This window comes from Neobacillus piezotolerans, from assembly GCF_003362805.1.
Lineage (GTDB): Bacteria > Bacillota > Bacilli > Bacillales > Cytobacillaceae > Bacillus_D > Bacillus_D piezotolerans.
In genome coordinates, this window is sequence record NZ_QNQT01000003.1 from 370,263 (window position 1) to 394,409 (window position 24,147).

Below are 24,147 nucleotides of genomic sequence, written 5' to 3' on the forward strand. Positions count from 1 at the left end.
CGATATTGAATTTGATTACACCGGAAAATTTTACCTTTTTAAAATTCGACAAATTTCGTCAAGCACTTCTTTCCATTTATGTTAATATTTAAATCGCATTTAAAAAGAAAGAGTAGGTGGGGGTTAACACATCATGGAAACTGAATCTATGCTCCAGGAAAGCACGGAACCAAAGAAAAGCAAATCAAAATCCATCATTCTGCTGGCAATATTAGCGCTTGTTGTGATTGCAGGAGGTTTTTTTGGGTACAACTCGTACCAGGCTTCCGCAAAAGAAAAAGACGAATTTGCTTACGCCAAGAATTATTGGGATGCCGCTTACTCAATGATCAGTGGCGGGGCTACTGCCGAAGAAGTGACAAACACTTACGTATCGGTATGGCGAGATACGATCTATGATGATCAATATGTCCTGGATGGAAAAGTCAATTATTCATCTGACTTCAATATATCGCTGGCTGCCGCAAGAAAGCACCATGCAGCTGAAATAGCAGGGTTGATCGTAAATGATGAACATGTTAAAGGATTGATGAAAAAACTAAATGACCCTCCAAAAAAATACGAAAAGCTTCATGATATGCTTTTAGATATGTACACAGTTTATAAGGCCCACACCGAAATGGCCGAGGACCCATCCGGTTCACTTGATTCATTTAGTAAGTCACTTAGAGATAATGCAGTTGAATTTTCATCCATTTGGGAGAAGCTGAATGTCATGATTCCAGAGGATGAAGCATTCAAAAAAGCAAAACTTGAAATCGATACAGAGTAAACGAGAGGGAGATACCCCTCTTTTTTTGTCCAAAATATCCTTTAATAATGGAGATTCGATATGTCAGTTGAATTTGAAAATTACAAAAGGCATACCAATACACCTATCATTTCGTATTCTTGAGATACATTAAACAACAAATATTATTATGACGATATTTAATATATTGTTAATCACGAGGGATAAGGGGGGACACCTTGTATTATGGAGCCAACAATGATTTTTTCACTATTTGCCGCTCTTATTCGAAAATTAAATGGAGATAGGCAGTTCGAACTTTTAAACTCAGCCCTAGCTGCAAATTTAGAAAAATTAAATGAATTGGAAAAGGGCATTGATGCCTTACAAAAGGGTCCTCTGTACAGTGCCAATATCTATCTAAGTGATGCGGTTAAAGATCATCGAACAGAGAGAGAAAGAGAAGAAAATATAAAAAGTGCCATGAGATGTTTTATTGACGCTCTAGGGATAATTGAAGCTGGAACATTGAATGGTTCAAAAAGACAAAATGAAAAAGCAATAGTTGAGTTATTTATCGGTTATTGCTGGTTATCATTGAAGAGCAAAGAAGATTTCCATTATTGGATTGCGCGTTGTATTTCCAGTTTGAATTTAGAAGTAAATAGTTTAAAGCAGAGTTTAGACAATCTTAGAAATGAAAAAGAAAATTTGTTAAGAAAAGAAAAGAAATCACTAGATGTTGCAAATATCGCAATATTAGGAGGAGGGCCCATAGGTTTTGTACTTGGAAAAGCCTCAAAATACACTATAGGAAAATACATTGCTTCATTTTTTGAGGAAATTAATGACTTAATAGAAAAATTGGAGGGGGAAATCCAAGTTATAGAAAAGTCAAAAGAAATATGCTACTTAATTCACTCTAATGCGGATTTTTAAACCGGAATTTAATTGTGGACCGATTCGAAATGAAATATAGGGCATTACGTAAGGCCTGATTTAAAGGATTACCATTATTACGAAGTAAAAAAGGAGTGAAGCATTAGAGGTCCGTCCCCTGCTTCACTCCTTCATTGTCCCCTTTTTAATCGTTCACTGCATGTGATTCCATATACATGATTTCCCAATAGTGTCCGTCCGGGTCCTGATAGCTTCGGTAATACATGAATCCCTGGTCATGCGGCTCGCTTACTTCTTTACCACCGGCCGCTACAGCTTTGTCGACTATTTCGTTTACTTGCTCCCTGCTTTCAGTTGAAAGGGCAATGATCACCCCTGTCGTTTCGTTTGGATCTGGCAGCTCCTTTTTCGTAAACGACTGAAAGAATGGCTGGACGAGAAGCATTGCATAGATGTTCTCGCCGATTATCATGCAGGTTGCTTTTTCATCGGTGAATTGAGGATTGAATTCATAGCCGATTTGCTTGTAGAACTCGATTGATCTGTTCAGGTCTTTTACTGGCAGGTTGACAAAGATTTGGTTTGATTGGACTCCCACTTTTTATCCCTCCATTATTTTTTATTTGGTTTTTTCCATTACCGCGAAATAATTGCTTTCATCATCCGCAAAGTTGAATACCCTGCCTGAAGGCATTTTTACGATTTCCCCTACGGTAACGTTCTTCGATGATAGGTTCTCATATAAGTTGTCCAGATTATCAGTAAAGAACATTAATGAAGGTGTGCCAAGATTTAATTCAGGCTCCATTTTGGCGATAAGTTCCTTGTTGTGGAGGACAATTGTTGTTTGGACGTCTTCCGCTGGAGCAATTTCAATCCATCTCATTGGGCCGTTCGTTTCGTCTGCTTTTACGACAAATCCCGCCTTTTCGGTCCAGAATTTCACCGCTCCATCCTGGTCATTTACATACAGCATGATCTGGCCAACCGTGTTAAACATATTTTTCAACCTCTTTCCTTAAATGTTTTTAATTTGGATTTTTTGAGTCAAACTGCCTTCCCCTTCACATCATGCGACATTTTCAAAGGCATTAACTATACATATTGGCCACCTTTCGTTTTCATTTTGGACAATCTTATACCAATATTATCACTGTCAATATGTTTTTATTTCTCATGGATTGCTGTCTTAGTTCGTTGAAGGAAGTTATTCATCAATCTGGGAATCGAGATGAGAATTGGGGGATCGTCTAGTTGGGCTGCTCGGAGGTGTAGATCCTGGTGCGGGACTTGCTCATTCCCGTTGACCTGTATGGAACCTGTCGGCTTGTACCTTAACGTTGTGTGGGGAATCAGGACGGACCGCGCATTCATTCCCCATGAAACAGATGTGGCGAACAAATAATATAGGCCGGGTTTTACGTTTTTAAACTGGAATTCACCAAGCGAAAACAAAAGAGTGCCGTAAAGCGGCATGCCTTCCGGGATGGGCTTTGGAAATAAGCCTACCAGGATGACCCCTTCAAACTCCTCATCCGTAAAGACGGTTCCTTTTACAGATAAGGGATTTTTCGCACTATGTTGAAAGCCTGTTGTTCCACCCAGCTGCTGGAGCGAGTTCAGAAGGGTTTCCGCTTCCTCCTGGGTATTGCGGAAATTGGCTGGCGTTACCCCGACGCTGTTCGTAAACCGGGTCGTAAATGTCCCTAAACTTTGCTGCCCGATCTCCAGGGCAATATCGCGGACACACATATTTGTGTTAAGCAATAACTCCTTTGCCCGCTGCAAGCGCATCGAGGAAACAAAATACAAAGGCGGCAAGCCCGTTTCCTGTTTAAAAATCCTGCTGAAATGAAAGGGACTATACGCCACATGGCTGGCCAATTTATCGAGGGTTATTTCATCATACAGGTGCGTTTGAATATAGTTGATTGCCTCAGTAATTTCAATTTGCCTAGTCATCACTACCTCACTTTTGGATATGGCGTTAAATATCTCCTAAAAGAAGTATTCGTTATTCATTTGAACTATCCTCCTAGTGTTATTGGGAAAAAACAAAAAGAGGAATAAACCGCTTGTAATACTTACTCACTGGGAATAGAAAAGGAGCTGCCTTTTTAAGGCAACTCCCTATATAGACTGGCTTTTAACTGTAACCTGATAAAGAGTTTATTCTGACAAGTATTGTACATGGTCACCTGTTCCTCCTGCTATAGGAAGAACATAGTTATTTGTATTCCTGGCTATGACGAGGTTCATATTTGTTTTTGTGGTTATATTGATTCCACGAATGGATACGAAGCGGTTTAATTTTGGATTTTTTTTGATAAGATTATTGCCGGCAATTGTACCGGAATTATGGCCAGAACGTAAGGCAATGGCAGAAGGCGTCTTATACAAATTATCCTGTACATCCTCCACCCTGTTTTCAGTAACTGAAAACTGCTGATTATGAGTATAAAGGTGGACACCATTTGCGTATGAATTTACCAATGTATTCTTTTTTATAACCAAACCCTTCGTATAGGAAGCCTGGATTGCACCAGAGCTGCCATTCCCCTGCTGGCCCGTCTTTAGTAAACGGTTTCCTTCGATGGTACAGCCGCTACTGTGATCAGATGGCGTTCCAGCCACAACGATCCCATATCCCTTGCCAATTCCTTCAATTCGATTGCCTTTAGCCGTGCATTTTTGGGAACCAAATAGCTCTTTCCCACCTTTCCCTGTTGCGTTAACAAATGCAATGCCAACCTTCGTATTTCGTATCGTATTATTGTTGAACGTAATATTTTCTCCGCCATGGGTGTCAAGTGCCTCCCACAACGGAATGTCCTCAATGATGCTATTCGTCACCGAACTATTTGTGCTTCTGGGGTGTGCCTTTACGTTGTTCTCTGCACCCTTTCGTGAATAAAAGACTCCGTATGCATTTCCTTTGTTCCCTGGTGAGATAGATTTTATATGGCTCTTGTTAATATGCATATTACTGACAGACAATCCGCCCACTCCAGCAAAACCAATATCACGGATAACTGTATTTGAAATCCTTACATTATCTGCAAATTTAGCAAGAATACCATAGAAACCAATATCATGAATAAAGCAATCTTCTATAACAATGTTTTTGACATAGTTGGATGCATTTGCTCCCCGAATCCTTATACCGACTCCTTTTGGATCGGCTTTTGTATTGCCCGCCCCCTGGAGCTCAATCCCGTATAACTTTACCCCATTGCCAATTGTCAAAAGGGGTTGATGTTTTTTATCGTTGTATAGTTTTGACCCATACCCAATTATCGTAGTATTGTCGGGTACGACTAAACCGCTGATTTTAAATGAGCTGCCAGGTGGCAAAACGATGACTTTTCCAGCTCCAAGCTTTAAAGCCTTTTTTAGTTGTTTGGTCCTATCAGTTTTAGCCTTATTTTTATCAGCCACAACATATATCATTTCGCTATTATCAAGATCCGGTATTTTCTTTTTCCAAAGATGATTTAATCCATTCTTATTATTTTCCAAAGCGGGATCACTAGTCCCGGTTAAAACAGTGGGAACAATCAAGAAGAAAAGCATGAAAAGAATACCCATTCTTGAAAACTGAACTTTTAGTTGCTGCACCTTCTTACTCCTTTTTAACGAACCCATTTTAATCCTTGTAAAAAATTTTTGGAGAATCTTTATTTCGCTTTTATCACGGCAGATTCCGACCAATTAGAATATTATATAATGTTTTTGGTATTTGGACGAACGATTAAATCCTTCAAGGTGATTTGGAAGTGGATTTACTTGTTTCTTTATGTAAATACTTTGGTGTGAAACGGCGGGGACGTCCCCTGTTTCAGGCTTCCACACTGTACGCGATTCCTATATAATACGGAGTAAGATTTTATATGGATCGGGGTTGATTTCGTGGATAATTTCTTTCTGTTTTTGATTATGAGTTTGTTTTTGATTGTTTTGCCTGGTCCGGATATTGCGGTTGTGACGAAAAATACGATTACTGCGGGGAAAGTCGGCGGGCTTAAGACGGCTACCGGCACTTGTGTCGCCCTTCTCATCCACACTTCCGCCGCAATCTTGGGGCTTTCAGCACTCATTATGAAATCGGCCATTTTGTTTTCGATTCTCAAATACGTCGGCGCGGTTTATTTAATTTACCTGGGCGTCAAAGCATTATGGTCCTTGAGGAAAAAGGATGAAACAGCCAGTCTTGAAGCGGTCACCAACACTAGGTATGAGAACAAATCGTGTTTTAAGCAAGGGTTCCTGACGGATATCCTCAATCCAAAAGTGGCTGTCCTGTTCCTGACCCTTTTGCCGCAATTCGTTCATCCAGGCAGCGGCACCTTTATTCCGTTTTTAATCATGGGCATAACATACACTGTCTTGACCGCCGTATGGTTCTTGATTTATGTCACTTTGATTAATCATATCAGTGTTTTCATGAAAAAGCCCAAAACGCAAAGTATCATTGAAGGCATTACAGGCACCATCTTGATTGGCTTTGGCATTAAACTGGCCTTGGAGAAAGCGCACAATTAATGTATAAGTAAGCCCCTTTGAATTTTCCCGAATCAAGGGGCTTTTTTGTTTGAGGACATCTTATCTCATAAATTGTATAAATCGCTTCTTTCCTATTTGCAAAACGTCTTTTGATTGAATCACATTTACCAGGTCTTCTTTTCGAAGTTTCTGCTGATTAAGCGAAACCCCATTTTGTGAAATTAAACGGATGAACTCGCTTTTGCTTTTAACAAGCTGATTTTCAATTAATAACGGAATTACTTGTTCAAGTGTCTGATGTTCTAAAGTTAATGTCAGCATTGGTATGTTTTCTGGAATTTCTCTTTTTTGGAATGCAGTTTTAAAAAAATCAAACGCTTTTTCCGCCTCCTCCTCTCCGTGGTATAGTGTCGTAATAATCTCTGCAAGTTCAAGCTTAATATCCCGTGGATTTTCACCTTGTTCTAAACGCTCTTGGGTCTTCCCAATCCTGGATGGATGCTCATCTGTCGCCAGTTCAAAGTATTTAATGATTAATGAGTCCGGCACCTCCATGACCTTTTTAAACATCACTTCCGGTGCTTCATTTACGCCAATGTAATTGCCTAAAGACTTGCTCATTTTTTCAATACCATCAAGCCCCTCTAGCAATGGCATAAACAAAGCAATTTGCTTTTCGAGGCCAAAATGCTTCTGAAGTTGGCGCCCCATTAAAATATTGAACGTTTGGTCTGTACCGCCCAACTCAATATCCGCTTTTATTTCAACCGAATCATATCCTTGCATGAGCGGATAAAAGAATTCATGCAAACTAATTGGTACTTCATTTTTGTAGCGCTTTTGGAAGTCATCCCGTTCTAACATCCGGGCAACAGAAATAGAACTTGCTAACTGAATAACGTCCTCAAAGTTTAATGCTGAAAGCCATTCGCTATTAAAACGAACAATGGTTTTATTTTCATCCAATATTTTAAAAATTTGATTATAGTACGTTTTTGCATTTTCCTTTACTTGTTCACTTGAAAGTGCGGCACGGCCTTTCGATTTGCCCGTTGGATCACCTATGCGCCCAGTGAAATCCCCGATAATAATAACAATTTGATGCCCTAAATCTTGCAATTGTTTCATTTTGCGAAGTACCACTGCATGCCCCAAATGTATATCGGGAGCAGAAGGATCCAGTCCCAATTTTACAATAAGCGGCTTGCGGGTATCGTAAGAGTATTGTAATTTATCCTTTAATTCTCTTTCATCAACGACTGTTTGAACTCCCTTTAAAATGATTGGCAATTGCTCTTCCGGTACTAGAAACATCCCTATCTCTCCTTTAAAATCAAATAAAAAACGCCCTTTAGGTAAAAAACCTAAAGGACGCTTATATACGTGTTACCACCTTTATTTAATAGCTGCTCACACAGTTACCCTCGATTGGTACGGCGATTCGCGATACCCTTGCTGTGATGACGGCAGCAACCCCGGTGTAGCCTACTAAGATTCGGTACACAGCTCAAAGACGTATTCGCATAAACTCCGCACGCGCCTCTCATCATCCGGCAGCTTTCTGTTTGCTTCTGCTTATGTTACTCTTTCTTATCATCGCTTTTAAAGTTTTCAGTTAAATTATCATCATTATAACGTAATACCTTAAAATGTCAAAAGGTTATTTCTTACCCTTTAAGGAAGTCTTAGATAATATTACGTCCCACTGATATTTTTGAATCAAGGTACTTTTTGAGTAGAGTAGACTAGCCTGCCCACTGGTGATTTATTGTAAAAAACCCTTTAAAAGCGATAAATTCTTTTCCAAAAACACAGCATGTTTCTCAATCCCCCGGCGTTTGCACCAGCCGATACTATTGAAAGCATCTGTGAATTGATAAAAAGGCAGCACGATTTCCAAATCAATCAATGGCCTGACACTGTTATATCCTTCTTGATAAGACTTATACAAGTCAGAATCGAAGCTCAAATAATCACGATACAGTTTTGTGAAATCAATTTCTGTCGAGCCAAACCGGACACTCTCAAAATCGATGATTCCGGAAACCTTATCGCCATCAACAATGATATTGGCAGGCCGGAAATCCATATGTACAAAACTTGGTCCATCCGGAGACGGTAGCTGGCCCTTGATTTTTTCAAATTTAGTAATGGCTTGTTCGTATAGTCGCGAATCCAATACGTCCTTTACATCTGCGGCAAAACTGTAAAATTGCCGTTCAATGAAGTTAGACCAGTCGGTAAATTCGTTTTTTATACCGGTCAACTCTTTCCCGACAGGCGGCTGTACCGAATGCATCCCTGCTTGAAGGACCCCAACTTGATAGGCTACGGTGTGCGAAGTATCAGGTATCAACGGTTTTCCTTTTAACTCGGACAATAAAAAGGCGCCCGGACACTCCCCATCACCAGGCCAAACGTCGAGTAATTCCGGTATCGAAACCCTTCCCCTCAAAATTTCATAGGCCTCTAACTCACGCTGAAATTTTAATTTCGTATAGGGAATTTTCACAAAAACAGTTTCACCTTTTGGCAAATTACATTTATAGACTGTGGAACTATGGGAATCTTCTACTTCGTTTATTGATTGAATATGTAATTTGAATTGTTGAATGACGCGATTTAGCATTAAAACTCTCCCTATCTTTTAATGAAGCTAGCATCCAACCTAAATAGCTCATTATAAATATTTTTTAAACCCCTTACTTACGCAGCCGTCGTATCCTTCCCTTTCAAAAAAACGATGAGCACTTTGGCGCCTGGAGTTGCTTAATAGGATAATCCTATGGCAATCGATATCTCCTATTAATTTCCTCATCCTTCCCTTTATTCGATAAACAACTTGTTTTTTCCTTTTTGTCCTGGCGGGAAAAACATAAAAGCGTTAATCCTTCTAAGATCAACGCTTTCAGTAATTGGATAATTACATTTCTTAACGGTCTTTGCATTTTTCCCAATTAAGGCGGGGAAGGCCGCTGTGCTTTAGGACCAATCTACGCCACCCCAAGAGGATTGCAGCTTTCTCAACAGAACAATTTGGCCGAGATGATACGTATCGTGCATCATGATATTGCTGAGTAAACGCTCAATCGAGTACCTGTTAGCTGCATAAGGAGCTTTTAATTTTTCATCGTCAAGGTCCGCAATGACCGTTTTCATTTTGTTCATGACTTCGTTAAGGCGCTGCACTGTCTGAGCCCACCCGTTTTCGTCTTCTGGATTCCCCGGATTTCCAAAAGTTTCTTCATTGTCTTCTGGCTTATGCGGGTTCTCTGTGCCTTTAATTCGGTGGATTGCGTCTTCATTCCAAAATATCAGGTGATTGACAATCTGCCAAATCGAATTGCTGGTTCCCGAACTTGTCCATGCTGCCTCAGCTGCGGTGACTCCATGAAGCGCCTGATCCATGGATGCAAACCACTCATTCTCATGAAAATGCATGTCGAGATGTTCTAAAAACATTTTGGTTACAACTTGCATACGATCAATCTCCTCACTGTTTAGTGTAATCTTTCAAATCTTTGATTTTTCGATACTATTAAGTTTTTCGGAATTGACAGTTTTGACTAATACTCCACTTTAACTAAAAATAATTCAACAAAAAGCTGCCTTAATCCTTCTTGGGCAAAGGAAAATGGTCAAGTATTCATTTCGAATGTAAGGTATTTTTCTGTAAAATTGATAAAATTTTACACATTTTTAACACTTCTAATTAAAATAGAATGCTATTCTTAAATCGACTGACAGTCGGTCAATAATTAGGGGGCATGAGGATGAGAGTTGTTAAAAAGGCCGAGGAACGCAGGAACGAAATACTGGATGCAGCGGATGAGCTTTTCGGTAAAAAGGGGTTTGACGGGACAACAACAAAGGATATTCTCGATAAGGTTGGAATTGCCCGCGGGACGCTTTACTATCATTTTAAGTCGAAAGAGGATCTTATGGATGCGCTGATCGACCGCTATAGTAACCATCTTTTAGGTGTAGCAAAGGAAACTTCCAAGGACAAACGCATCCCCATAATCGAACGGATCATTCGTGTCGTAATTTCCATGAACCTAAAGGGTGGAAGCAGCAAGGAAATAATGGATCACATTCATAAGCCACAGAACGCTCTTATGCATCAGAAAATAAAAAAGTTCATTATTAACGGCATTACGCCTATTATGGCCGAAATTATCCAAGATGGCATTGAACAGGGGATTTTCCAAACACCGTACCCATACGAGTGCATGGAAATGATTGTGACCTACATGAATACTGTTTTTGACGACGATATGGTTGAAATGACCGCCGAGCAGCGTGCTTCGCGCATACATGCGTTTATTTTCAATGCAGAAAGGCTTCTTGGAGCTGAAAATGGGAGTTTGATGGAAGTTTTGAAGATGTTTGGCGGCGAAGAATAGAACTCAGAATACTCTTATTGTTAATGGGCAAATAGCTTAAAACAGAGGTGGCTTATGTATTACAGAATAATTCGTAACGACATGTTAAAGAGTAAAGCGATTACCCTGACTACCATGATATTTGTCGCAGCAGCAGCTATGCTTGTTTCACTCGCAGCGATTCTCGTAATCAATCTAACGGGAGCGCTGGATACTCTTATGGAAAAGGCGGAAACGCCACATTTTATGCAGATGCACTCGGGTGAAATCGATATGGATCGGCTTGCATCCTTTGCTGAGCAAAATAACAGCGTCGAAGAATATCAGGTAGTTGAGTTTCTAGGCATGGATGGCTCGCAGATTATTTTAGGCGATCATTCGCTTGCGAATAGTGTTCAGGATAACGGCTTCAGCATACAGAACGAAAAGTTCGACTATCTACTTGATCTTAATGGGAACATCATCAACGTATCTGACGGCAAGATCTATGTTCCAGTAGCTTATATGAAGGACAAAACTACAAAGATCGGTGACAAGGCCGTAATAAGCGGGAAGGAATTTACCGTTGCGGGATTTCTCCGTGATTCGACTATGAATTCATCACTCTCCGCATCAAAGAGATTTCTTGTAAGCAAAAATGATTTTGCGGAAATCAAAGACCTTGGCAGTATCGAATACCTGATTGAGTTCCGATTAAAGGATTTCTCGGCGATAGGGGAATTTGAAACAGCTTATGCTTCAGCAGGCCTTGAAGCGAACGGACCCACGGTTACCTATTCGCTTTTCAAAACGATGAACGCCATTTCAGACGGGATGATGATTTCGGTTATCCTTCTTGTAAGCGCACTTGTCATTGCAATTGCATTTATGAGCATACGCTTTACGCTCCTTGCAAAAATTGAAGACGACTATCGTGAAATTGGCGTGATGAAAGCAATTGGGCTCCGCCTTTCCGATATAAAGAAGATATATCTTGCGAAATATGCAGCAATTGCCGCGGCAGGCAGCATTCTTGGGTTTATTCTTTCGCTTATTTTCCAAGGTATGCTTCTTGAGAATATACGGCTTTATATGGGCGAAAGCGAAAATTCTTCTTTTGCCATGGTTTTGGGAGTCATTGGCATATTCCTTGTATTTCTTGCAATTGTTACTTATGTAAACCTAGTCTTAAGACGTTTTCGGAAAATATCCGCTGCTGAAGCTATACGTTTTGGTACTTCCCAGGAAAAGAGAGCTGGTGCCAAGCGTTTTACTTTAACTGGAAACAGACTGTTTAGCACGAATGTTTTTCTCGGAATTAAGGATGTTCTCGCAAGAAAAAGACTTTATGCCACAATGCTTGTAGTCCTGGTGATTTCAGCATTTATTATTATTGTTCCTCAGAACCTGTACAACACGATTTCGTCTAAAAACTTCATCGAATATATGGGGATTGGGAACTATGATTTGCGGATTCAGACCAGTATAGCTGACAAAACCGATGAAATTGTAAAGGCGATTGAAAGCGACAGTGACGTTTCAAAATATGTCGTTATGACAACTAAGACTTTTAAAGTAAAAACCAATGGGTCAGAGGAAAACATGAAAGTCGAACTCGGTGACCATTCGGCATTTCCTATCGAGTATTCTGAGGGGAGAGCACCGGCTGCAGAAAACGAAATCTCACTGTCGACTATATATGCTGATGAGATGGGTAAAAAGGTCGGTGATGTCATTACGCTGGTGATTGAAGGGAAAGAGAAAAATCTCACGGTTACAGGAATATACTCCGATGTAACGAACGGTGGCAAAACCGCAAAGGCTGTATTCACCGACAATTCGGCGAACGTCATATGGACCATCGTTTGTGTTGAACTTTCAGATAAATCCCTCATTGACAGCAAGGTTTTAGGATACTCGGAAAAATTTGATTTTGCTAAGACATCCGATATTGATGAATTTGTTCTACAGACTTTCGGCTCGACAATAAGTTCCGTCGAAATGGCTTCCTACGCTGCAATTGCTGTTGCGCTGGTTATTACGGTTCTGGTTACCTTGTTGTTTATGAAAATGCTTATTGCAAAGGACAGGTATTCCATTGCCGTCATGAAGGCGTTCGGTTTTACAAACTCGGATATTAAGGTGCAATATGTATCCCGCTCGGTTTTCGTTTTGATCATCGGAATTTTCCTTGGCACACTTTTGGCAAACACACTTGGAGAAATGCTTGCGGGTGCAGTAATCTCCTCGTTTGGGGCATCAACGTTTAACTTCGAAGTCAATCCGCTATCTGCGTATCTGATAAGTCCATTGATGATGATATGCGTGGTGCTTTTTGCAACAGTGATTGGCACAACACGAACAGGGCAAATAAACATATCCGAAAATATAAAGGAGTAGGAGATATGAACAAGATTATTAATGGGGATTCTATTGTAAAGTCCTTCGGAGAGGGAGTTGAGCAGCGCAATGTCCTCGACGGAGTGTCTGTAGAAATTAACGAGGGCGAGTTCGTTTCTATTATGGGATCTTCTGGCTCTGGAAAATCGACGCTAATGTTTGCACTCAGTGGGATGGATCGTATTGATAGCGGAACAGTCGTTTTTGACAACAAAGATTTATCGGCCATCGGAGAGAAGCAACTTTCAGATATACGCCGAACAGAAATGGGATTTATTTTTCAACAGCCGACGATGTTAAAAAACTTGAACATTCTTGATAATATCATCCTACCGTCAATAAAGGATAATAGAAAGAACACCGAAACAATTGCGCAGAAGGCAAAAAGCCTTATGAAAAGAGTAGGCATTTCAGAGCTTGAAAAGCGTGATATCACCCAAGTTTCGGGAGGACAGCTTCAGCGTGCGGGAATATGCAGAGCGCTAATGAACAATCCGAAAATCATCTTCGGGGATGAGCCTACAGGGGCGCTCAACTCAAAGTCCGCGCAAGAGATTATGGATATTTTATCGGAAATTAACACAGAAGGTACTGCAGTTATGATTGTAACCCATGACGCAAAGGTGGCAGCTAGGACGGAACGTATACTGTTTATGCGTGACGGAAAAATCGTAAGCGAAATGAAACTGCCGAAGTTTAATGGTTTGGATATAGAGGACAGGGTCGAGAAGGTAACTTCAAAAATGTTGGAAATAGGAATATAACCTTTTAAAAGATGTTTGTAGTCTTCATTGAACCACAAACATCTTTTTGTATGCGTATATTTATTCATTGAGTTCCCGTGCCGGTGTTCAATAAGTTCTGGTTCTCCTTTATCCCGAAAACGAATGTCTCTTCAAATCAAGAAGATTCCGGTAGAATGTCAAAGAGTGGTTGATGTCTGACGAGAAAGAGCCAAACCTTATCTCACTATTGTAAAGTTTTCTTCATCTTCATTAACAGGCACATCAATTATATTCACTTTCTTGACTGATGCACGTTTCAATGACTGCATGCAATTTACCAAGAACTGAATTTTCGATTCTTCCCCCTGTAATTCAGCTTCCACACTTCCATCTTCTAAATTTTTTACCCACCCGGTTAAGTCCAATCTTTCGGCAATACGAAATAATTCCAGGCGAAATCCTACTTTTTGCACTCTTCCCGAAAAAACTATTCTCTTTCTGATCCTATTACCTGAAGGAAATTGCGGTAACTTAACATTATTTGCATGCCTAATTACATATCCATCTCTTAGTTTTTTTAAAACTTTCATCTTTCCCCATCCTTTTATGGCCGATTTTGAAGCTTTTGGCTATTTAACCATTAGGTTGATTCTAAGTATAAAGATAACCGCCTTCTAAGGGGGGCGGTTATCTGAGCTAAGGTCTCCGTTTGTTGAACCCACAACTGCTTTTTATTGAGACAATTTCAGGATAAATTCTTCAACTTCCTCAGATCTTGAATTGGAGTATCCCTTGTCTTCTCCTTTTATTTCAAATCCACACTTTTCTAATACGCGAATGGAAGCAATGTTATCCTTCGCCGCACGTGCATAAAGAGGGCGAATGGTTATACAATCCAGAAATTGAGAGAGTGCCTCTGTCGCTACACCTTTCCCCCAGTATTCTCGTCCAATCCAATAGCTGACTTCCCGTTCACCGAACTGTTCAAAGCTTGAGACATATCCTGCCACTTTTCCGCCATACATGACCGTCTTTTTTATAATCGCCTCATTGTTTAAAATCTTCTCCCAATGTGCCTTAAAAGCGACATTGTCAGACGGGTCCATTGTAGTAAAGGCGGCCATGAAATTAGCGGTCGTGTCCATCTGCTGTTCAAAAAAAATCTCCAGGTCCTCCTCGATTACGTCACGCAACATCACGATTTCCATTTTACACCTCATTAAGGTACAAATTTTTTCAAACCACCGATTAATTTAAACATTTATGAAGTATTCTCCAGTTTGTTCATTAAGGAATTCAACAAAAAAGGCCGTTAATCCTTCTTGGATCGACGCCCGTGTTGAGCTTTACTATTGAATCCTTAGCTGATTTCAATATGAAATTCGATACTTTAAATAATACTGGAATTAATAAAATATTTATAAAATAAATGGACTCCCAATTTGGAAGTCCACAGTCTGCTATAGCCGCTCGGTTAAAGGATGGCTTTATTCATTAGTATTTTGTGTTTTGGAGCCATCCTCGTTTGCGTCAACAATACCTACACCTGACCTGTTTTCCAGCGATTGGCCTGTAGGAGCACCTGCAACGGAACCAAATGGATCAAGTGCGGCAGCCATTGTATCCCCGGGAACCACGCCTACATTAAATGCGATTGACCCGCTATCATTAGTCTTACGTTTGTCCTCGTTGTTATCAGCCACTGTATTTCACTCCCTCACTTTTTATAGGAAAGCGCAAAATTTTTACCAGCACTGTCCCGTACCATATTTTGTCCCAAAGTGGAAAATTTACAAGGAGGAAGTAGCAGAACTTGTTCGACTTACAATTCATTTAACTATCCACGAGCACCATTTTGGAAATAAACCTTCAAAAAGTATGAATGATATCTTGTCCAATAATTAGGGTATTGAGATAATGATTTATCTCAACCAGAACGCACACAATTAAAGCAGCGCTGTTAAGGAGAGAGTTTTATGTTACACTTTTTCTTTTTATTACGTATCGTTACATTTTTGTTTGCAGTTTTCACCAGCGGAGTTGACAATGTTGTAGAGGTCGATGTTAACTATTGGGAAAACGGAGTAAAAAACCAACAAGTTGACGTGTTGTTGCACAAAGAAGACAAACGTGTTTTTGTCGATGCCGTTCATGATGCAAAGAAAATGGATGAAGATAAACTAATACGGACTAAGCCGTCTTTGACAATCAATATCATGTCAAAAGAGGGAGATTATAAGGGCTACGAATTATGGATCACTTCCGACGGGAAAAGCTATATGGAGAGTTTGGATGCTGCCGATGGCGGGATGTTTAAGCTGTCCAAATCCTCTGTGAAGGAATTGACTGAATTTCTAGAGACAAAGGGAAAAGCAGATGTTATTCAAAATGATGTGGAATTCGAGGAGTAATTCAATTATATATGCGTGAGGCAGTCGCATGGGGAAGGTTTCTTCGAGGGGAGGGAACCCATGGTTAACCATCTTTACAGCTATAATAAGAATTTTTTACCCTTGCATTTACTTTTATGGGGTGCGATGGCATTGGGGTTTTACATGTCTTCTGATAAAAATGACTGGTTGGAAAGTGCTGTTATGGGTTCCTTTGTATTTAACACCGTTGCTTCCATACCCATGCTCATTCACTGTTTTAAAAATCAATTTAGTTATAAAGAGCTATTGATGACGTACGGAATTTTCCTAATTCCATATTGGGTAATAGCTGTATTAATAAGAGTATTTTTATTTTGAGTGGTAAACAGGCGTGATTTATTTTACTGCATTAGGAAATAGTATCATAAATGCTTCTCGATTTAATCCATTTTTACCGTTCCACCAACAAACTGGATAGGACCAATCATTTTTATAATGATTTGGCGTTTCCCGTTTATCAATAAAACCTGGATATCTGACAACCGTGTGCGAAAATCCGGTTGGGTTGTCAGAATAAGCCTGGATATCTGACAAACGCGGGCAAAAATCCGGGCGGGTTGTCAGAATAAGCCTGGATATCTGACAACCGTGGGCGTAAATCCGGTTGGCTTGTCAGAATAAGCTTGGATATCTGACAACCGCGGGCGAAAATCCGATTGGGTTGTCAGATTAAGCTTGGATATCTGACAACCGCGGGCGAAAATCCGGTTGGCTTGTCAGAATAAGCCCGGATATCTGACAACCGCAGGCGTAAATCCGGTTGGGTTGTCAGAATAAGCTTGGATATCTGACAACCACGGGCGAAAATCCAGTTGGGTTGTCAGAATAAGCCTACATATCTGACAACCGCGGGCGAAAATCCGATTGGGTTGTCAAAATTCCTTTAACCTCAAAAAGATTTATTTTTCTTCTTGTCCTTTGCTTGCAATTTTAATATCTGCATTATCCCGCACAACCGACAAATGAGCCCGCCGGCTTCTTTTCTTAAACCGAATCATAAAAGCTCGAAAATGAGCTTCCCGATTCTTCTCCCATTCCTCCGGAGTGATTTTCCTATGCCTCACTAAATACCCTCACCTTTCTCTGAAATATAAAATTCCTCAGAACCTAATCTTTAATCTCCCATTCTGGGTTCCAAACTACTTCCCACAAATGCCCATCCGGGTCTTGGAAATAGCCTGAATAACCACCCCAAAAAGTTTTAGTTGCGGGTATTGTAATAGTAGCACCAGCTTTCTTTGCTTGTTCCATAACCGTATCTACTTCCTGTTTGCTACTTACATTGTGACCTATAGTAAAATCCGTTGGGCTTGGCAAAGTCTGATTAAGCTTAGTATCATGGGCAATATCTTTTCTATTCCAAAGAGCTAGCTTTAAACCTGCTTGTAAGTCAAAAAAGGCGACAGCACCATGTTCAAATTCTTTACCTACAATACCTTGTGTTGATAGCCCAAGTCCTTCTTGATAAAATTTCAATGACCTTTCCAAATCATCCACACCCAATGTAATTACCGAAATTCGTGGTTTCATATTCCCCTCCCACTAAAATAGTATAAAAAGCCTTCTTCAATTAGCTGACACATAAAAAATTTAAACTATCCTATTCACTAATTTTAAGGTCAAGTTTAGTTCCCATATGTTTTCATCAGCAATCTAACTGTTTTGAGACTGCATGAGTTCATATATCTTACGAGCAGTATTAACATTCCGGACAGTAACTTGTTTGTAAAACTTTGATCCGATTATCTTGGCCATTCCGCTTTTTGTAACATTTTCCTTGTCACAGGACCATAGAATCGCGCCGGGTACATACATCACCTTGTCAATATTCGGGGTGATGACTAAATTCTCAAGTACAGTTTCATCATCAATTTCATCCCATAAAAACATGACATCGCTTCTCATATCTTTGTCATTTTTCCACGTGTCGGGAATAGCGTTAATAATCCCTCTTACATCAGCGATGCTAAGAACTAATACTTTAATTTGCAATCCGAAATCAACATGTATCGCTTCTTCCAAAATACGTGATAGCTCCGTCTTTGATTGGCCTTTGTATGAAAAAATAATATTCCCCGTATTGATGTATGTTACGACTTCGGTCATTCCTGCTTGTTCAAACGTTTGTTTAAGCAACTTCATGTCAATTTTATTTTTTCCACCCACATTAATTCCCCGAAGAAGGGCGATATAGACCATAGCCATCTTCCTTTCGCCTTTTAACTTATAAAGCAACAATCCTTATCATACAAAGACTATTTCGTGGTCAAGGTCATCAGTAGGTGTTCGACATACGCTCTTTCATTTCGAGAAGAACCCGATTACTACTTTTTATAAAATCAAGAATTAATTGAAGTTCCTGATCCGTATATTCAGATAACATTTTATAGATTTCTCCACTAAAAGAACTGAATAGAGGAACTATTTCTTCCTTTGCTTTATCTTGATTTACACTAATAATTACACGCCTCTTATCTTGTGGATCGTTATCCCTGAAAGCATACCCTGCTCCTTCAAGCCTATTTATCACTCCAGTAATTGTCCCTGTCGTTAAACCCGTTATCTCAGCAAGCTCTCCAGCTGTTATTGGTTGATTCTTCAATATAACTTCTAGACATTTATGATCAGTTGGGTTTAGTCCTAACTTGTTGGCAATTGATTGATGAAACAAAATTGTAGCTGAACTATTATTTCTCAATTCTTCATTTAGAGCATTTACTAATTTCTTTCGTGATGTTTCATTGGTTGTTGACATATTTTCTACCCCCAATTATAATTATCTTATCTCGCGAGATAAATTAAATTTAATTATATTTTATCATCAATCAAAAAAGATTCCATTAACTTATTTCGAAAATAAAGTTTAGTTTTCATATTGGTTATGAGGATTCTAAAGCAAAGATAGGTCCAATCTTATCAAATACACATGAGAGGAAGTTGAACGTGAGTAAAGATGCAGGTGTATTTTTAGGGACAACATTATTGCTTGTATTGCTTATTATTATCCCAATTTGGATTGGAAAAAAGAAGAGTAATAAATTAAATATGAATCAAAAAAATTGGTGGTTAATATCACATATTTTCTTTGTAGTTATTTTTATAGGGGGTATGCTTGGGACTACATTATTGGCTATGTCAACCAATTTTATCACTAAAAGAGAACATATATATGCAGCACATTTGTTTATAGAATTCTTTGATTGGTTTTTAATCATTCCAGGTGGAATCGGCTCCTTTTTCACCGGAATTTGGTTAGCAGTTCGTACACATTGGGGGGTGACAAAATACTATTGGATTATGGCTAAACTTGGAGTTACTTTTATAGCCATTTTGTTTGGTTCAACGTATATGCGCATTTGGATTCATGAAACGGCAGGAGATATTTTCGTTAACACTATCCATCCTTTAAATAATCCTTTATACCTCAACAGTCGTGGAATGTTATTCATTGGTATCGCAATCTCTTTTTCCTTCATTATATTTTTAGTAATAATTTCATATTTAAAGCCGTGGGGGAAAATAAAAGAAGTGCAAAAACCTTTTCTTAAACAAGAGGGAGGAGAAAAAAGATGAAATTTTGGTCATTTATTGCTTGTTTATTAATTGGGTTTGGTGTTGGTTTGTCCCTAGATAATCCTGCTCCAGGAGTTATCATAGGATCAGGTTTCGGATTAATTTTCATAATAGTATTATCACTATTACAAAAGAATAAAACGATTGAGAATTAAAACAAAGCTCCTGGTTTTTCCTCTAACAAACTGGGAGCTCTGTTAATTAGATACGTTTCTTCTGTAAAATGGTCCTTGAAATATTTTAGCAACTTATCACTTGGTAATATTTTTTATTACTTCCATTTCCTTGCCAAACCTATCACCGTGATCAATAAATCCTAAACTCAAGTATAAATTATGTGCTCCCAAATTTTCAGGATGATAACCTACAACTATTTTTTTCGCATTCGGTAATTTAGCCATCTCTGAAATCATTAACTTTGTTGCAGCTTTACCGATACCCTTACCTTGGAATTCCTTATCCACCATTATTCTATACACCCAATAAGCATCAAGTTCTTCTTCAACAGAATTGTACATCAAAAAGCCCACTACTTTCTCTCCAGAATAAATAGCATATGGCCTTAATGTAGGCTCAAACTTTGACTGGGCTATTGATATAGCATTGGGTTCAAGGAATTCTTTTTGTTCTATTGATACCTCTAATTTACAACAGTCATACCAGTTTTCTGAATTTAATTCTACGATTCTCACATTTTCTGTACTCATATTTTTCCCCTTTCAAATTCGGGGAAACGCTAAATACATTTTAATTAGTCGTTATCCCCTTAAAATCGTTTCTTATTAAAGTTCTATTGTTTTCCATAATGGAACGCCTCCTCTAAAAACTATTGCCTAAAAATAACGATAAGTTTTAGACCTTTTAATTATACTATTATTTTTTATAAAATTCCTTATTATCCATGTTCTCTACATCATTTACTTTGAAGATGACTGAAAAATTGGAACGGATTTCGTATTTTTTAATGTCAATGAGGGATCAAGGACACTCTCGTTGAGATGGAGCAAGACCTTCAATCATCGATTTCGTATGCTGGAGGCAACAAGCTATCCGCCATCCGAAATGTCGACTATGCGATTGTAAAGAATATTCGATTTTTAATGGTGATAGAGTCTATTAAGGAAAATAGTAAGCAGTGGATGCGATTTGAATCCACTGCTTTTCTGTATCTATCTGTATTTATTAATCACCCTGTTACCCTTATTCATTACAAAGCGGTCAAATAACTAAATCCCAATATGCTGTGAAAATAGTGATCAAGAACCTCGAAAATTACAAATAATATCTATTTTTACAAATACAGGAATTTGGTAATATAGAGTTAAGACGTATAGAAGAAATTAATCTTATCCATGGGGGAATGGTATGAAAATTTTCAATAAGCTATTTTCATCATTATTGGCTATAGTAGTTTTTTTTGCGGGATCATTTCATCCTACTATTTCAAAAGCTGAATCTGTCTTTGATCCAAATTCTATTAGCCCAAAACTGAAAGAAATACTTATTCCTTTGAAGACCACTCAAGCTGGGAATGGCTTTGAAGATTTGCAGCCGTTAAAGAAAATATTAAAGGACGTTAAAATCCTGGGTATGGGCGAGGCCACTCATGGTACTAAGGAATTTTTTCAAATGAAGCACAGAATGTACGAATTCTTAGTAGAAGAATTGGGTTATCGAGCGTTTGCGATTGAGGCCGAATTTGGAATCCATAAAGTAATAAATAATTACATTTTAACCGGTACTGGCAGCATGGAAGAAGTTATTTCCGCAATGAGATTTTGGACCTGGTCAACTCAAGAAGTCGCGGATATGATCGATTGGATGAAGGAGTATAATCAAAATCCTGCTAATATCGAAAAGATCCGATTTTATGGATTTGACATGCAAGGCGTTAACAGTACTGTTCCTAATATTCAGGCGTATCTAGAAAAAGTCGATCCTACGAGTGAACTTCCATCCGATTTCAGTTATCTATACCCTCGATATGAAAAGTCATATACAGAACCTTTATTAGAAAAACTGGTTAACGCCTTTGAAACCAATAAAGATACTTACGTTTCCCGGTCCTCTAAAGAAGAATATGAAATTATCCGCAGGGAATTAGAAATCATTTATCAAAACCTTCATCTTGATGAAATCTCTTCACCTATTGAGAATAAAGATATTGACGTATCAGGGGAAACCTTTCGTAAATCATTTAGTCTTCGGGACGCTAGTATGGCGGACAATGTAAAGTGGATCCATAATTATGAAAAGGAATATTATAAGAATGATAAAATAATGCTCTGGGCTCACAACGGGCATATCAGTAATCACTTTCAAATGGCCAATATCTCCAATATGGGAAGCCTGCTTAAAGATGAATTTAAAAAGGAATACTATTCCTTAGGCTTCGACTTTTATAAAGGTAGTCTCGTTACAGTTGGGGAGACTAGTTGGGGAAGGGACCTAGGTATAATAGAATTGGCTGAGCCGAAAGAGAAGATATTCAGTTCTTGGTTCAAGGAAACAGGCTATCCTATAGGTTTCTTAGATTTTAATACCGCATCAACAGATCGTAATTTAGAAAGTTGGTTATCGACAGAACATTCAATGCATTTAATCGGGGCTATGTTATACAAAACTCAAGAACTTACCAAGGTCATTCCCAAAGAATTCTACGATGGGATCATTAATATTGAGGATACGAATGCTGCTGAAACCATCTATAAAAGTGATTTGCCTATAGTACAACCTATACCTTTACCTGCGGGCGAAGCTGCTGAATCTGAAGTAAAGTCTTTACTTGGCGATAATGCGTATTTAATAGCTATTGGATTATTTATCACCCTTATTTCGGCCGCATTGATTTTTTGGAGGGTAAAAATAAAACATAATAAGAGTAAAAGTGATCATTACAGTAAAGTCTCATAAAGTGTCTTGAACGCGTTTCAAAAACCTGCCACTTAAGCTCAATACGAAATTCAACAGAAAGGTGCTTAATCCTTCATGGATAAAGCACCTTTTAGCTTAATACGAAATTCAACAAAAGCTGCCTTAATTCTTCTAAAATCTAAACACTCGATTGTTTCTTATGGCGGATATTTAAGTACTGGCTAGCCAGATAAGTGAAATACCTTCAAAATTATCCAGCGGCAATACCCTTAATTTGTACTATCGATGCTTCTTCCCCAGTTATCTCCTAAGACAAACACAGTGTTCTCTTCAAATTTCACTGGCTTCATAGTAGTTGCAAAAAATTCTTTCGTAGCTTCTTCGTCGCCTCTATTGGCACAATCAATTTTTTCGAAATATATTTTTTGGTCGATTCCCCTCATTAATGCACTGGAATAAAAAGCATCTAGTTTAGTGGCAATAAATTCATTTTAAATTGAGTTTTTAGGTGCCATTCAACATTACTATCTAGATGAGCAGGAAGGAAGGTTCATAAAAATTGTGACCTTCTAGACCAAAAGAATGAATTCTTTAATTTTCACAGCACTTCACTTTATATAACTATTTACTCCTGATAGTATAGTTGGAACATTCAATAAATACAGAAGGGAGCATAAAATGAGTAAATTTTGGACGAAGCTTTTACTAACAATTTCTGTGATGATGGTGCTGAATGGATGTGCTGCAGGAGAAAAATCGGATGGAGAACGAAAGACAAATACTGGAGGTAAAACTGAGAAGAGCGTAAGCACAGAGGAACAACCACAAGCTAAAGCAGAACTAAAAGATGTTGAAAATAAAACTGTTGGTACAGTAAGCTTTATTGCTCATGACAATCATGTTCAGATTGTCGCCAATATAGACGGTCTAGAGCCGGGGCACCATGGTTTTCATATCCATGAAAAGGGTATCTGTGAACGCGATGCCAAGGAAGGTCCGTTCACAACAGCCGGCGGACACTTTAATCCAGATGACAAAATGCACTCCGGACATGCTGGGGATATGCCTTCCCTTTATGTTAACGAGGATGGTACTGCTTCATATTCCAACGTTCGATCGCCTAACCATTGATCAACTGAAAAAAGAAAAACTGGCTGTAATCGTCCATGCAAATCCTGATAACTTCGGCAATATACCTGATCGCTATCAAACAGACGGAAAACCTGGTCCTGATGAAGCAACGTTGAAAACTGGGGATGCAGGGGACAGACAAGCATGTGGAGTAATTTTGAGTACAGATGAAGATAACAAATAATAAAGTATAGTAAAAGAACCCTATACTAAGTTGTGTAGGGTTTCTCTAATTTCAACCAGTTTTTTTCTTGTTCACAAAACTCCGCAACCGATATTTTCCTCCTTGGGAAAGGCGAAATGGTAAAATTTTCTGGTCAAGTGTGCGGTGATGTCTTCAAACATTCAAATGAACCAGTATTGATAAAAACAACACAAATCAGATACCCGATAACTTTATAATCAAAATGGCTCGAACGATAAGATAGATTGGTATTCCTAAAGCTGAAAAAAGACTGCCGTTTATTACAACACTTCTCCAACCCCTATTTCCTTTTTTCACTCCCCTACATAAT

Annotated in this window: 27 protein-coding genes, 1 pseudogene and 1 other annotated feature; of the genes and pseudogenes, 14 read left to right on the top strand and 14 right to left on the bottom strand. The window is 38.8% G+C overall.

What is annotated here, in order from left to right; all coding sequences use genetic code 11:
- The first annotated feature begins 133 nt into the window (after positions 1-133).
- Positions 134-772, top strand: coding sequence for a hypothetical protein (locus DRW41_RS10670; RefSeq protein WP_115451965.1), 639 nt, complete (start codon positions 134-136; stop codon positions 770-772).
- A gap of 204 nt (positions 773-976) precedes the next feature.
- Positions 977-1,669, top strand: a complete 693-nt coding sequence (locus DRW41_RS10675; RefSeq protein ID WP_115451966.1) for a hypothetical protein — start codon at positions 977-979, stop codon at positions 1,667-1,669.
- A gap of 145 nt (positions 1,670-1,814) precedes the next feature.
- Here the strand turns inward: DRW41_RS10675 and DRW41_RS10680 are convergent, their stop codons facing one another.
- From DRW41_RS10680 to DRW41_RS10695, 4 genes are all read right to left on the bottom strand, one after another.
- The gene (locus DRW41_RS10680; protein ID WP_115451967.1) at positions 1,815-2,228 is read right to left on the bottom strand and encodes a VOC family protein; all 414 of its coding nucleotides are present in this window, start codon (positions 2,226-2,228) and stop codon (positions 1,815-1,817) included.
- A gap of 21 nt (positions 2,229-2,249) precedes the next feature.
- Positions 2,250-2,630, bottom strand: a complete 381-nt coding sequence (locus tag DRW41_RS10685; RefSeq protein WP_115451968.1) for a VOC family protein — start codon at positions 2,628-2,630, stop codon at positions 2,250-2,252.
- A 167-nt stretch (positions 2,631-2,797) separates the two neighbouring features.
- Positions 2,798-3,592 (bottom strand): helix-turn-helix transcriptional regulator, encoded by a 795-nt coding sequence (locus DRW41_RS10690; protein ID WP_115451969.1) that lies wholly within the window; start codon positions 3,590-3,592, stop codon positions 2,798-2,800.
- Between the two features lie 207 nt (positions 3,593-3,799).
- A complete protein-coding gene (locus tag DRW41_RS10695) occupies positions 3,800-5,248 on the bottom strand; it encodes a right-handed parallel beta-helix repeat-containing protein (RefSeq protein ID WP_181884507.1) in 1,449 nt (482 codons plus the stop codon).
- A gap of 291 nt (positions 5,249-5,539) precedes the next feature.
- Between DRW41_RS10695 and DRW41_RS10700 the strand changes: the two genes are divergently transcribed.
- Positions 5,540-6,172 carry a LysE family translocator gene (locus DRW41_RS10700; protein ID WP_115451971.1) on the top strand — a complete coding sequence of 211 codons (633 nt, stop codon included), beginning with the start codon at positions 5,540-5,542 and terminating at the stop codon, positions 6,170-6,172.
- Between the two features lie 60 nt (positions 6,173-6,232).
- Here the strand turns inward: DRW41_RS10700 and tyrS are convergent, their stop codons facing one another.
- The 3 genes from tyrS to DRW41_RS10715 all read right to left on the bottom strand — a co-directional run bounded on the left by tyrS (position 6,233) and on the right by DRW41_RS10715 (position 9,613).
- Entirely contained in the window at positions 6,233-7,447 is a 1,215-nt protein-coding gene (gene tyrS, locus DRW41_RS10705) for a tyrosine--tRNA ligase (protein WP_115451972.1), read from the bottom strand.
- 50 nt (positions 7,448-7,497) lie between these two features.
- Positions 7,498-7,739: a binding site (T-box leader), on the bottom strand.
- Between the two features lie 159 nt (positions 7,740-7,898).
- Entirely contained in the window at positions 7,899-8,762 is an 864-nt protein-coding gene (locus tag DRW41_RS10710) for an aminoglycoside phosphotransferase family protein (protein ID WP_115451973.1), read from the bottom strand.
- A 353-nt stretch (positions 8,763-9,115) separates the two neighbouring features.
- On the bottom strand, positions 9,116-9,613 hold the full coding sequence (locus DRW41_RS10715) for a DinB family protein (RefSeq protein WP_115451974.1): 498 nt from the start codon (positions 9,611-9,613) through the stop codon (positions 9,116-9,118).
- Positions 9,614-9,906: 293 nt separating this feature from the next.
- Here DRW41_RS10715 and DRW41_RS10720 point away from each other — a divergent pair, with 293 nt between their 5' ends.
- The 3 genes from DRW41_RS10720 to DRW41_RS10730 are packed head-to-tail and all read left to right on the top strand — an operon-like array spanning position 9,907 to position 13,661.
- Positions 9,907-10,539 (top strand): TetR/AcrR family transcriptional regulator, encoded by a 633-nt coding sequence (locus DRW41_RS10720; RefSeq protein ID WP_115451975.1) that lies wholly within the window; start codon positions 9,907-9,909, stop codon positions 10,537-10,539.
- A 54-nt stretch (positions 10,540-10,593) separates the two neighbouring features.
- Positions 10,594-12,897, top strand: a complete 2,304-nt coding sequence (locus DRW41_RS10725) for an ABC transporter permease (protein ID WP_115451976.1) — start codon at positions 10,594-10,596, stop codon at positions 12,895-12,897.
- Between the two features lie 5 nt (positions 12,898-12,902).
- Positions 12,903-13,661 (top strand): ABC transporter ATP-binding protein, encoded by a 759-nt coding sequence (locus tag DRW41_RS10730; RefSeq protein ID WP_115451977.1) that lies wholly within the window; start codon positions 12,903-12,905, stop codon positions 13,659-13,661.
- Between the two features lie 197 nt (positions 13,662-13,858).
- Here DRW41_RS10730 and DRW41_RS10735 read toward each other — a convergent pair whose 3' ends face one another.
- The 3 genes from DRW41_RS10735 to DRW41_RS10745 form a co-directional block, all read right to left on the bottom strand.
- Positions 13,859-14,212, bottom strand: coding sequence for an acylphosphatase (locus DRW41_RS10735; RefSeq protein ID WP_115451978.1), 354 nt, complete (start codon positions 14,210-14,212; stop codon positions 13,859-13,861).
- Positions 14,213-14,353: 141 nt separating this feature from the next.
- Positions 14,354-14,830 (bottom strand): GNAT family N-acetyltransferase, encoded by a 477-nt coding sequence (locus tag DRW41_RS10740; protein WP_115451979.1) that lies wholly within the window; start codon positions 14,828-14,830, stop codon positions 14,354-14,356.
- Between the two features lie 279 nt (positions 14,831-15,109).
- Complete coding sequence (locus DRW41_RS10745) at positions 15,110-15,325, bottom strand: hypothetical protein (protein WP_115451980.1); 216 nt, start codon at positions 15,323-15,325, stop codon at positions 15,110-15,112.
- 273 nt (positions 15,326-15,598) lie between these two features.
- Here DRW41_RS10745 and DRW41_RS10750 point away from each other — a divergent pair, with 273 nt between their 5' ends.
- Together DRW41_RS10750 and DRW41_RS10755 are read left to right on the top strand one after the other, a co-directional pair.
- Positions 15,599-16,033 (top strand): hypothetical protein, encoded by a 435-nt coding sequence (locus DRW41_RS10750; protein ID WP_115451981.1) that lies wholly within the window; start codon positions 15,599-15,601, stop codon positions 16,031-16,033.
- 60 nt (positions 16,034-16,093) lie between these two features.
- Positions 16,094-16,372 (top strand): hypothetical protein, encoded by a 279-nt coding sequence (locus DRW41_RS10755; protein ID WP_115451982.1) that lies wholly within the window; start codon positions 16,094-16,096, stop codon positions 16,370-16,372.
- Positions 16,373-17,161: 789 nt separating this feature from the next.
- Here the strand turns inward: DRW41_RS10755 and DRW41_RS10760 are convergent.
- From DRW41_RS10760 to DRW41_RS10770, 3 genes are all read right to left on the bottom strand, one after another.
- On the bottom strand, positions 17,162-17,584 hold the full coding sequence (locus DRW41_RS10760) for a VOC family protein (protein WP_115451983.1): 423 nt from the start codon (positions 17,582-17,584) through the stop codon (positions 17,162-17,164).
- Between the two features lie 123 nt (positions 17,585-17,707).
- Positions 17,708-18,253: a DUF1697 domain-containing protein gene (locus DRW41_RS10765; RefSeq protein WP_115451984.1), complete on the bottom strand. Its 546-nt coding sequence runs from the start codon at positions 18,251-18,253 to the stop codon at positions 17,708-17,710.
- A gap of 76 nt (positions 18,254-18,329) precedes the next feature.
- The gene (locus DRW41_RS10770) at positions 18,330-18,809 is read right to left on the bottom strand and encodes a MarR family transcriptional regulator (RefSeq protein ID WP_115451985.1); all 480 of its coding nucleotides are present in this window, start codon (positions 18,807-18,809) and stop codon (positions 18,330-18,332) included.
- 188 nt (positions 18,810-18,997) lie between these two features.
- On the opposite strand from DRW41_RS10770, the gene DRW41_RS10775 reads away from it, so the two are divergent.
- Positions 18,998-19,627 carry a DUF2269 domain-containing protein gene (locus DRW41_RS10775; protein WP_115451986.1) on the top strand — a complete coding sequence of 210 codons (630 nt, stop codon included), beginning with the start codon at positions 18,998-19,000 and terminating at the stop codon, positions 19,625-19,627.
- The gene (locus DRW41_RS22975) at positions 19,624-19,782 is read left to right on the top strand and encodes a hypothetical protein (RefSeq protein WP_181884508.1); all 159 of its coding nucleotides are present in this window, start codon (positions 19,624-19,626) and stop codon (positions 19,780-19,782) included. The genes DRW41_RS10775 and DRW41_RS22975 overlap by 4 nt, the downstream gene beginning before the upstream one ends.
- Positions 19,783-19,878: 96 nt before the next feature.
- Here the strand turns inward: DRW41_RS22975 and DRW41_RS10780 are convergent, their stop codons facing one another.
- The gene (locus tag DRW41_RS10780) at positions 19,879-20,334 is read right to left on the bottom strand and encodes a GNAT family N-acetyltransferase (protein ID WP_115451987.1); all 456 of its coding nucleotides are present in this window, start codon (positions 20,332-20,334) and stop codon (positions 19,879-19,881) included.
- A 270-nt stretch (positions 20,335-20,604) separates the two neighbouring features.
- Here DRW41_RS10780 and DRW41_RS10785 point away from each other — a divergent pair.
- The 4 genes and pseudogenes from DRW41_RS10785 to DRW41_RS23615 form a co-directional block, all read left to right on the top strand.
- Positions 20,605-20,747: pseudogene (locus DRW41_RS10785) on the top strand (GMP reductase); the annotation flags it as partial.
- Positions 20,748-20,992: 245 nt separating this feature from the next.
- Positions 20,993-22,540: an erythromycin esterase family protein gene (locus tag DRW41_RS10790; protein WP_115451988.1), complete on the top strand. Its 1,548-nt coding sequence runs from the start codon at positions 20,993-20,995 to the stop codon at positions 22,538-22,540.
- A 639-nt stretch (positions 22,541-23,179) separates the two neighbouring features.
- Positions 23,180-23,632 (top strand): superoxide dismutase family protein, encoded by a 453-nt coding sequence (locus DRW41_RS23610; protein ID WP_115451989.1) that lies wholly within the window; start codon positions 23,180-23,182, stop codon positions 23,630-23,632.
- On the top strand, positions 23,589-23,816 hold the full coding sequence (locus tag DRW41_RS23615; RefSeq protein WP_181884509.1) for a superoxide dismutase family protein: 228 nt from the start codon (positions 23,589-23,591) through the stop codon (positions 23,814-23,816). The genes DRW41_RS23610 and DRW41_RS23615 overlap by 44 nt, the downstream gene beginning before the upstream one ends.
- The last annotated feature ends 331 nt before the right edge of the window (positions 23,817-24,147 follow it).

Excerpts from the sequence above, each read along its gene's own strand:
- DRW41_RS10730 (WP_115451977.1), top strand. The coding sequence starts at position 12,903 with ATGAACAAGATTATTAATGGGGATTCTATTGTAAAGTCCTTCGGAGAG.
- DRW41_RS10685 (WP_115451968.1), bottom strand. The coding sequence starts at position 2,630 with ATGTTTAACACGGTTGGCCAGATCATGCTGTATGTAAATGACCAGGAT.
- DRW41_RS23610 (WP_115451989.1), top strand. The coding sequence starts at position 23,180 with ATGAGTAAATTTTGGACGAAGCTTTTACTAACAATTTCTGTGATGATG.
- DRW41_RS10770 (WP_115451985.1), bottom strand. The coding sequence starts at position 18,809 with ATGTCAACAACCAATGAAACATCACGAAAGAAATTAGTAAATGCTCTA.
- DRW41_RS10765 (WP_115451984.1), bottom strand. The coding sequence starts at position 18,253 with ATGGTCTATATCGCCCTTCTTCGGGGAATTAATGTGGGTGGAAAAAAT.
- DRW41_RS10735 (WP_115451978.1), bottom strand. The coding sequence starts at position 14,212 with ATGAAAGTTTTAAAAAAACTAAGAGATGGATATGTAATTAGGCATGCA.
- DRW41_RS10720 (WP_115451975.1), top strand. The coding sequence starts at position 9,907 with ATGAGAGTTGTTAAAAAGGCCGAGGAACGCAGGAACGAAATACTGGAT.
- DRW41_RS22975 (WP_181884508.1), top strand. The coding sequence starts at position 19,624 with ATGAAATTTTGGTCATTTATTGCTTGTTTATTAATTGGGTTTGGTGTT.
- DRW41_RS10760 (WP_115451983.1), bottom strand. The coding sequence starts at position 17,584 with ATGAAACCACGAATTTCGGTAATTACATTGGGTGTGGATGATTTGGAA.
- DRW41_RS10690 (WP_115451969.1), bottom strand. The coding sequence starts at position 3,592 with ATGACTAGGCAAATTGAAATTACTGAGGCAATCAACTATATTCAAACG.
- DRW41_RS10750 (WP_115451981.1), top strand. The coding sequence starts at position 15,599 with ATGTTACACTTTTTCTTTTTATTACGTATCGTTACATTTTTGTTTGCA.
- DRW41_RS10670 (WP_115451965.1), top strand. The coding sequence starts at position 134 with ATGGAAACTGAATCTATGCTCCAGGAAAGCACGGAACCAAAGAAAAGC.
- DRW41_RS10675 (WP_115451966.1), top strand. The coding sequence starts at position 977 with ATGGAGCCAACAATGATTTTTTCACTATTTGCCGCTCTTATTCGAAAA.
- DRW41_RS10740 (WP_115451979.1), bottom strand. The coding sequence starts at position 14,830 with ATGGAAATCGTGATGTTGCGTGACGTAATCGAGGAGGACCTGGAGATT.
- DRW41_RS10710 (WP_115451973.1), bottom strand. The coding sequence starts at position 8,762 with ATGCTAAATCGCGTCATTCAACAATTCAAATTACATATTCAATCAATA.
- tyrS (WP_115451972.1), bottom strand. The coding sequence starts at position 7,447 with ATGTTTCTAGTACCGGAAGAGCAATTGCCAATCATTTTAAAGGGAGTT.
- DRW41_RS10790 (WP_115451988.1), top strand. The coding sequence starts at position 20,993 with ATGAAAATTTTCAATAAGCTATTTTCATCATTATTGGCTATAGTAGTT.
- DRW41_RS10725 (WP_115451976.1), top strand. The coding sequence starts at position 10,594 with ATGTATTACAGAATAATTCGTAACGACATGTTAAAGAGTAAAGCGATT.
- DRW41_RS10755 (WP_115451982.1), top strand. The coding sequence starts at position 16,094 with ATGGTTAACCATCTTTACAGCTATAATAAGAATTTTTTACCCTTGCAT.
- DRW41_RS23615 (WP_181884509.1), top strand. The coding sequence starts at position 23,589 with ATGGTACTGCTTCATATTCCAACGTTCGATCGCCTAACCATTGATCAA.
- DRW41_RS10715 (WP_115451974.1), bottom strand. The coding sequence starts at position 9,613 with ATGCAAGTTGTAACCAAAATGTTTTTAGAACATCTCGACATGCATTTT.
- DRW41_RS10780 (WP_115451987.1), bottom strand. The coding sequence starts at position 20,334 with ATGAGTACAGAAAATGTGAGAATCGTAGAATTAAATTCAGAAAACTGG.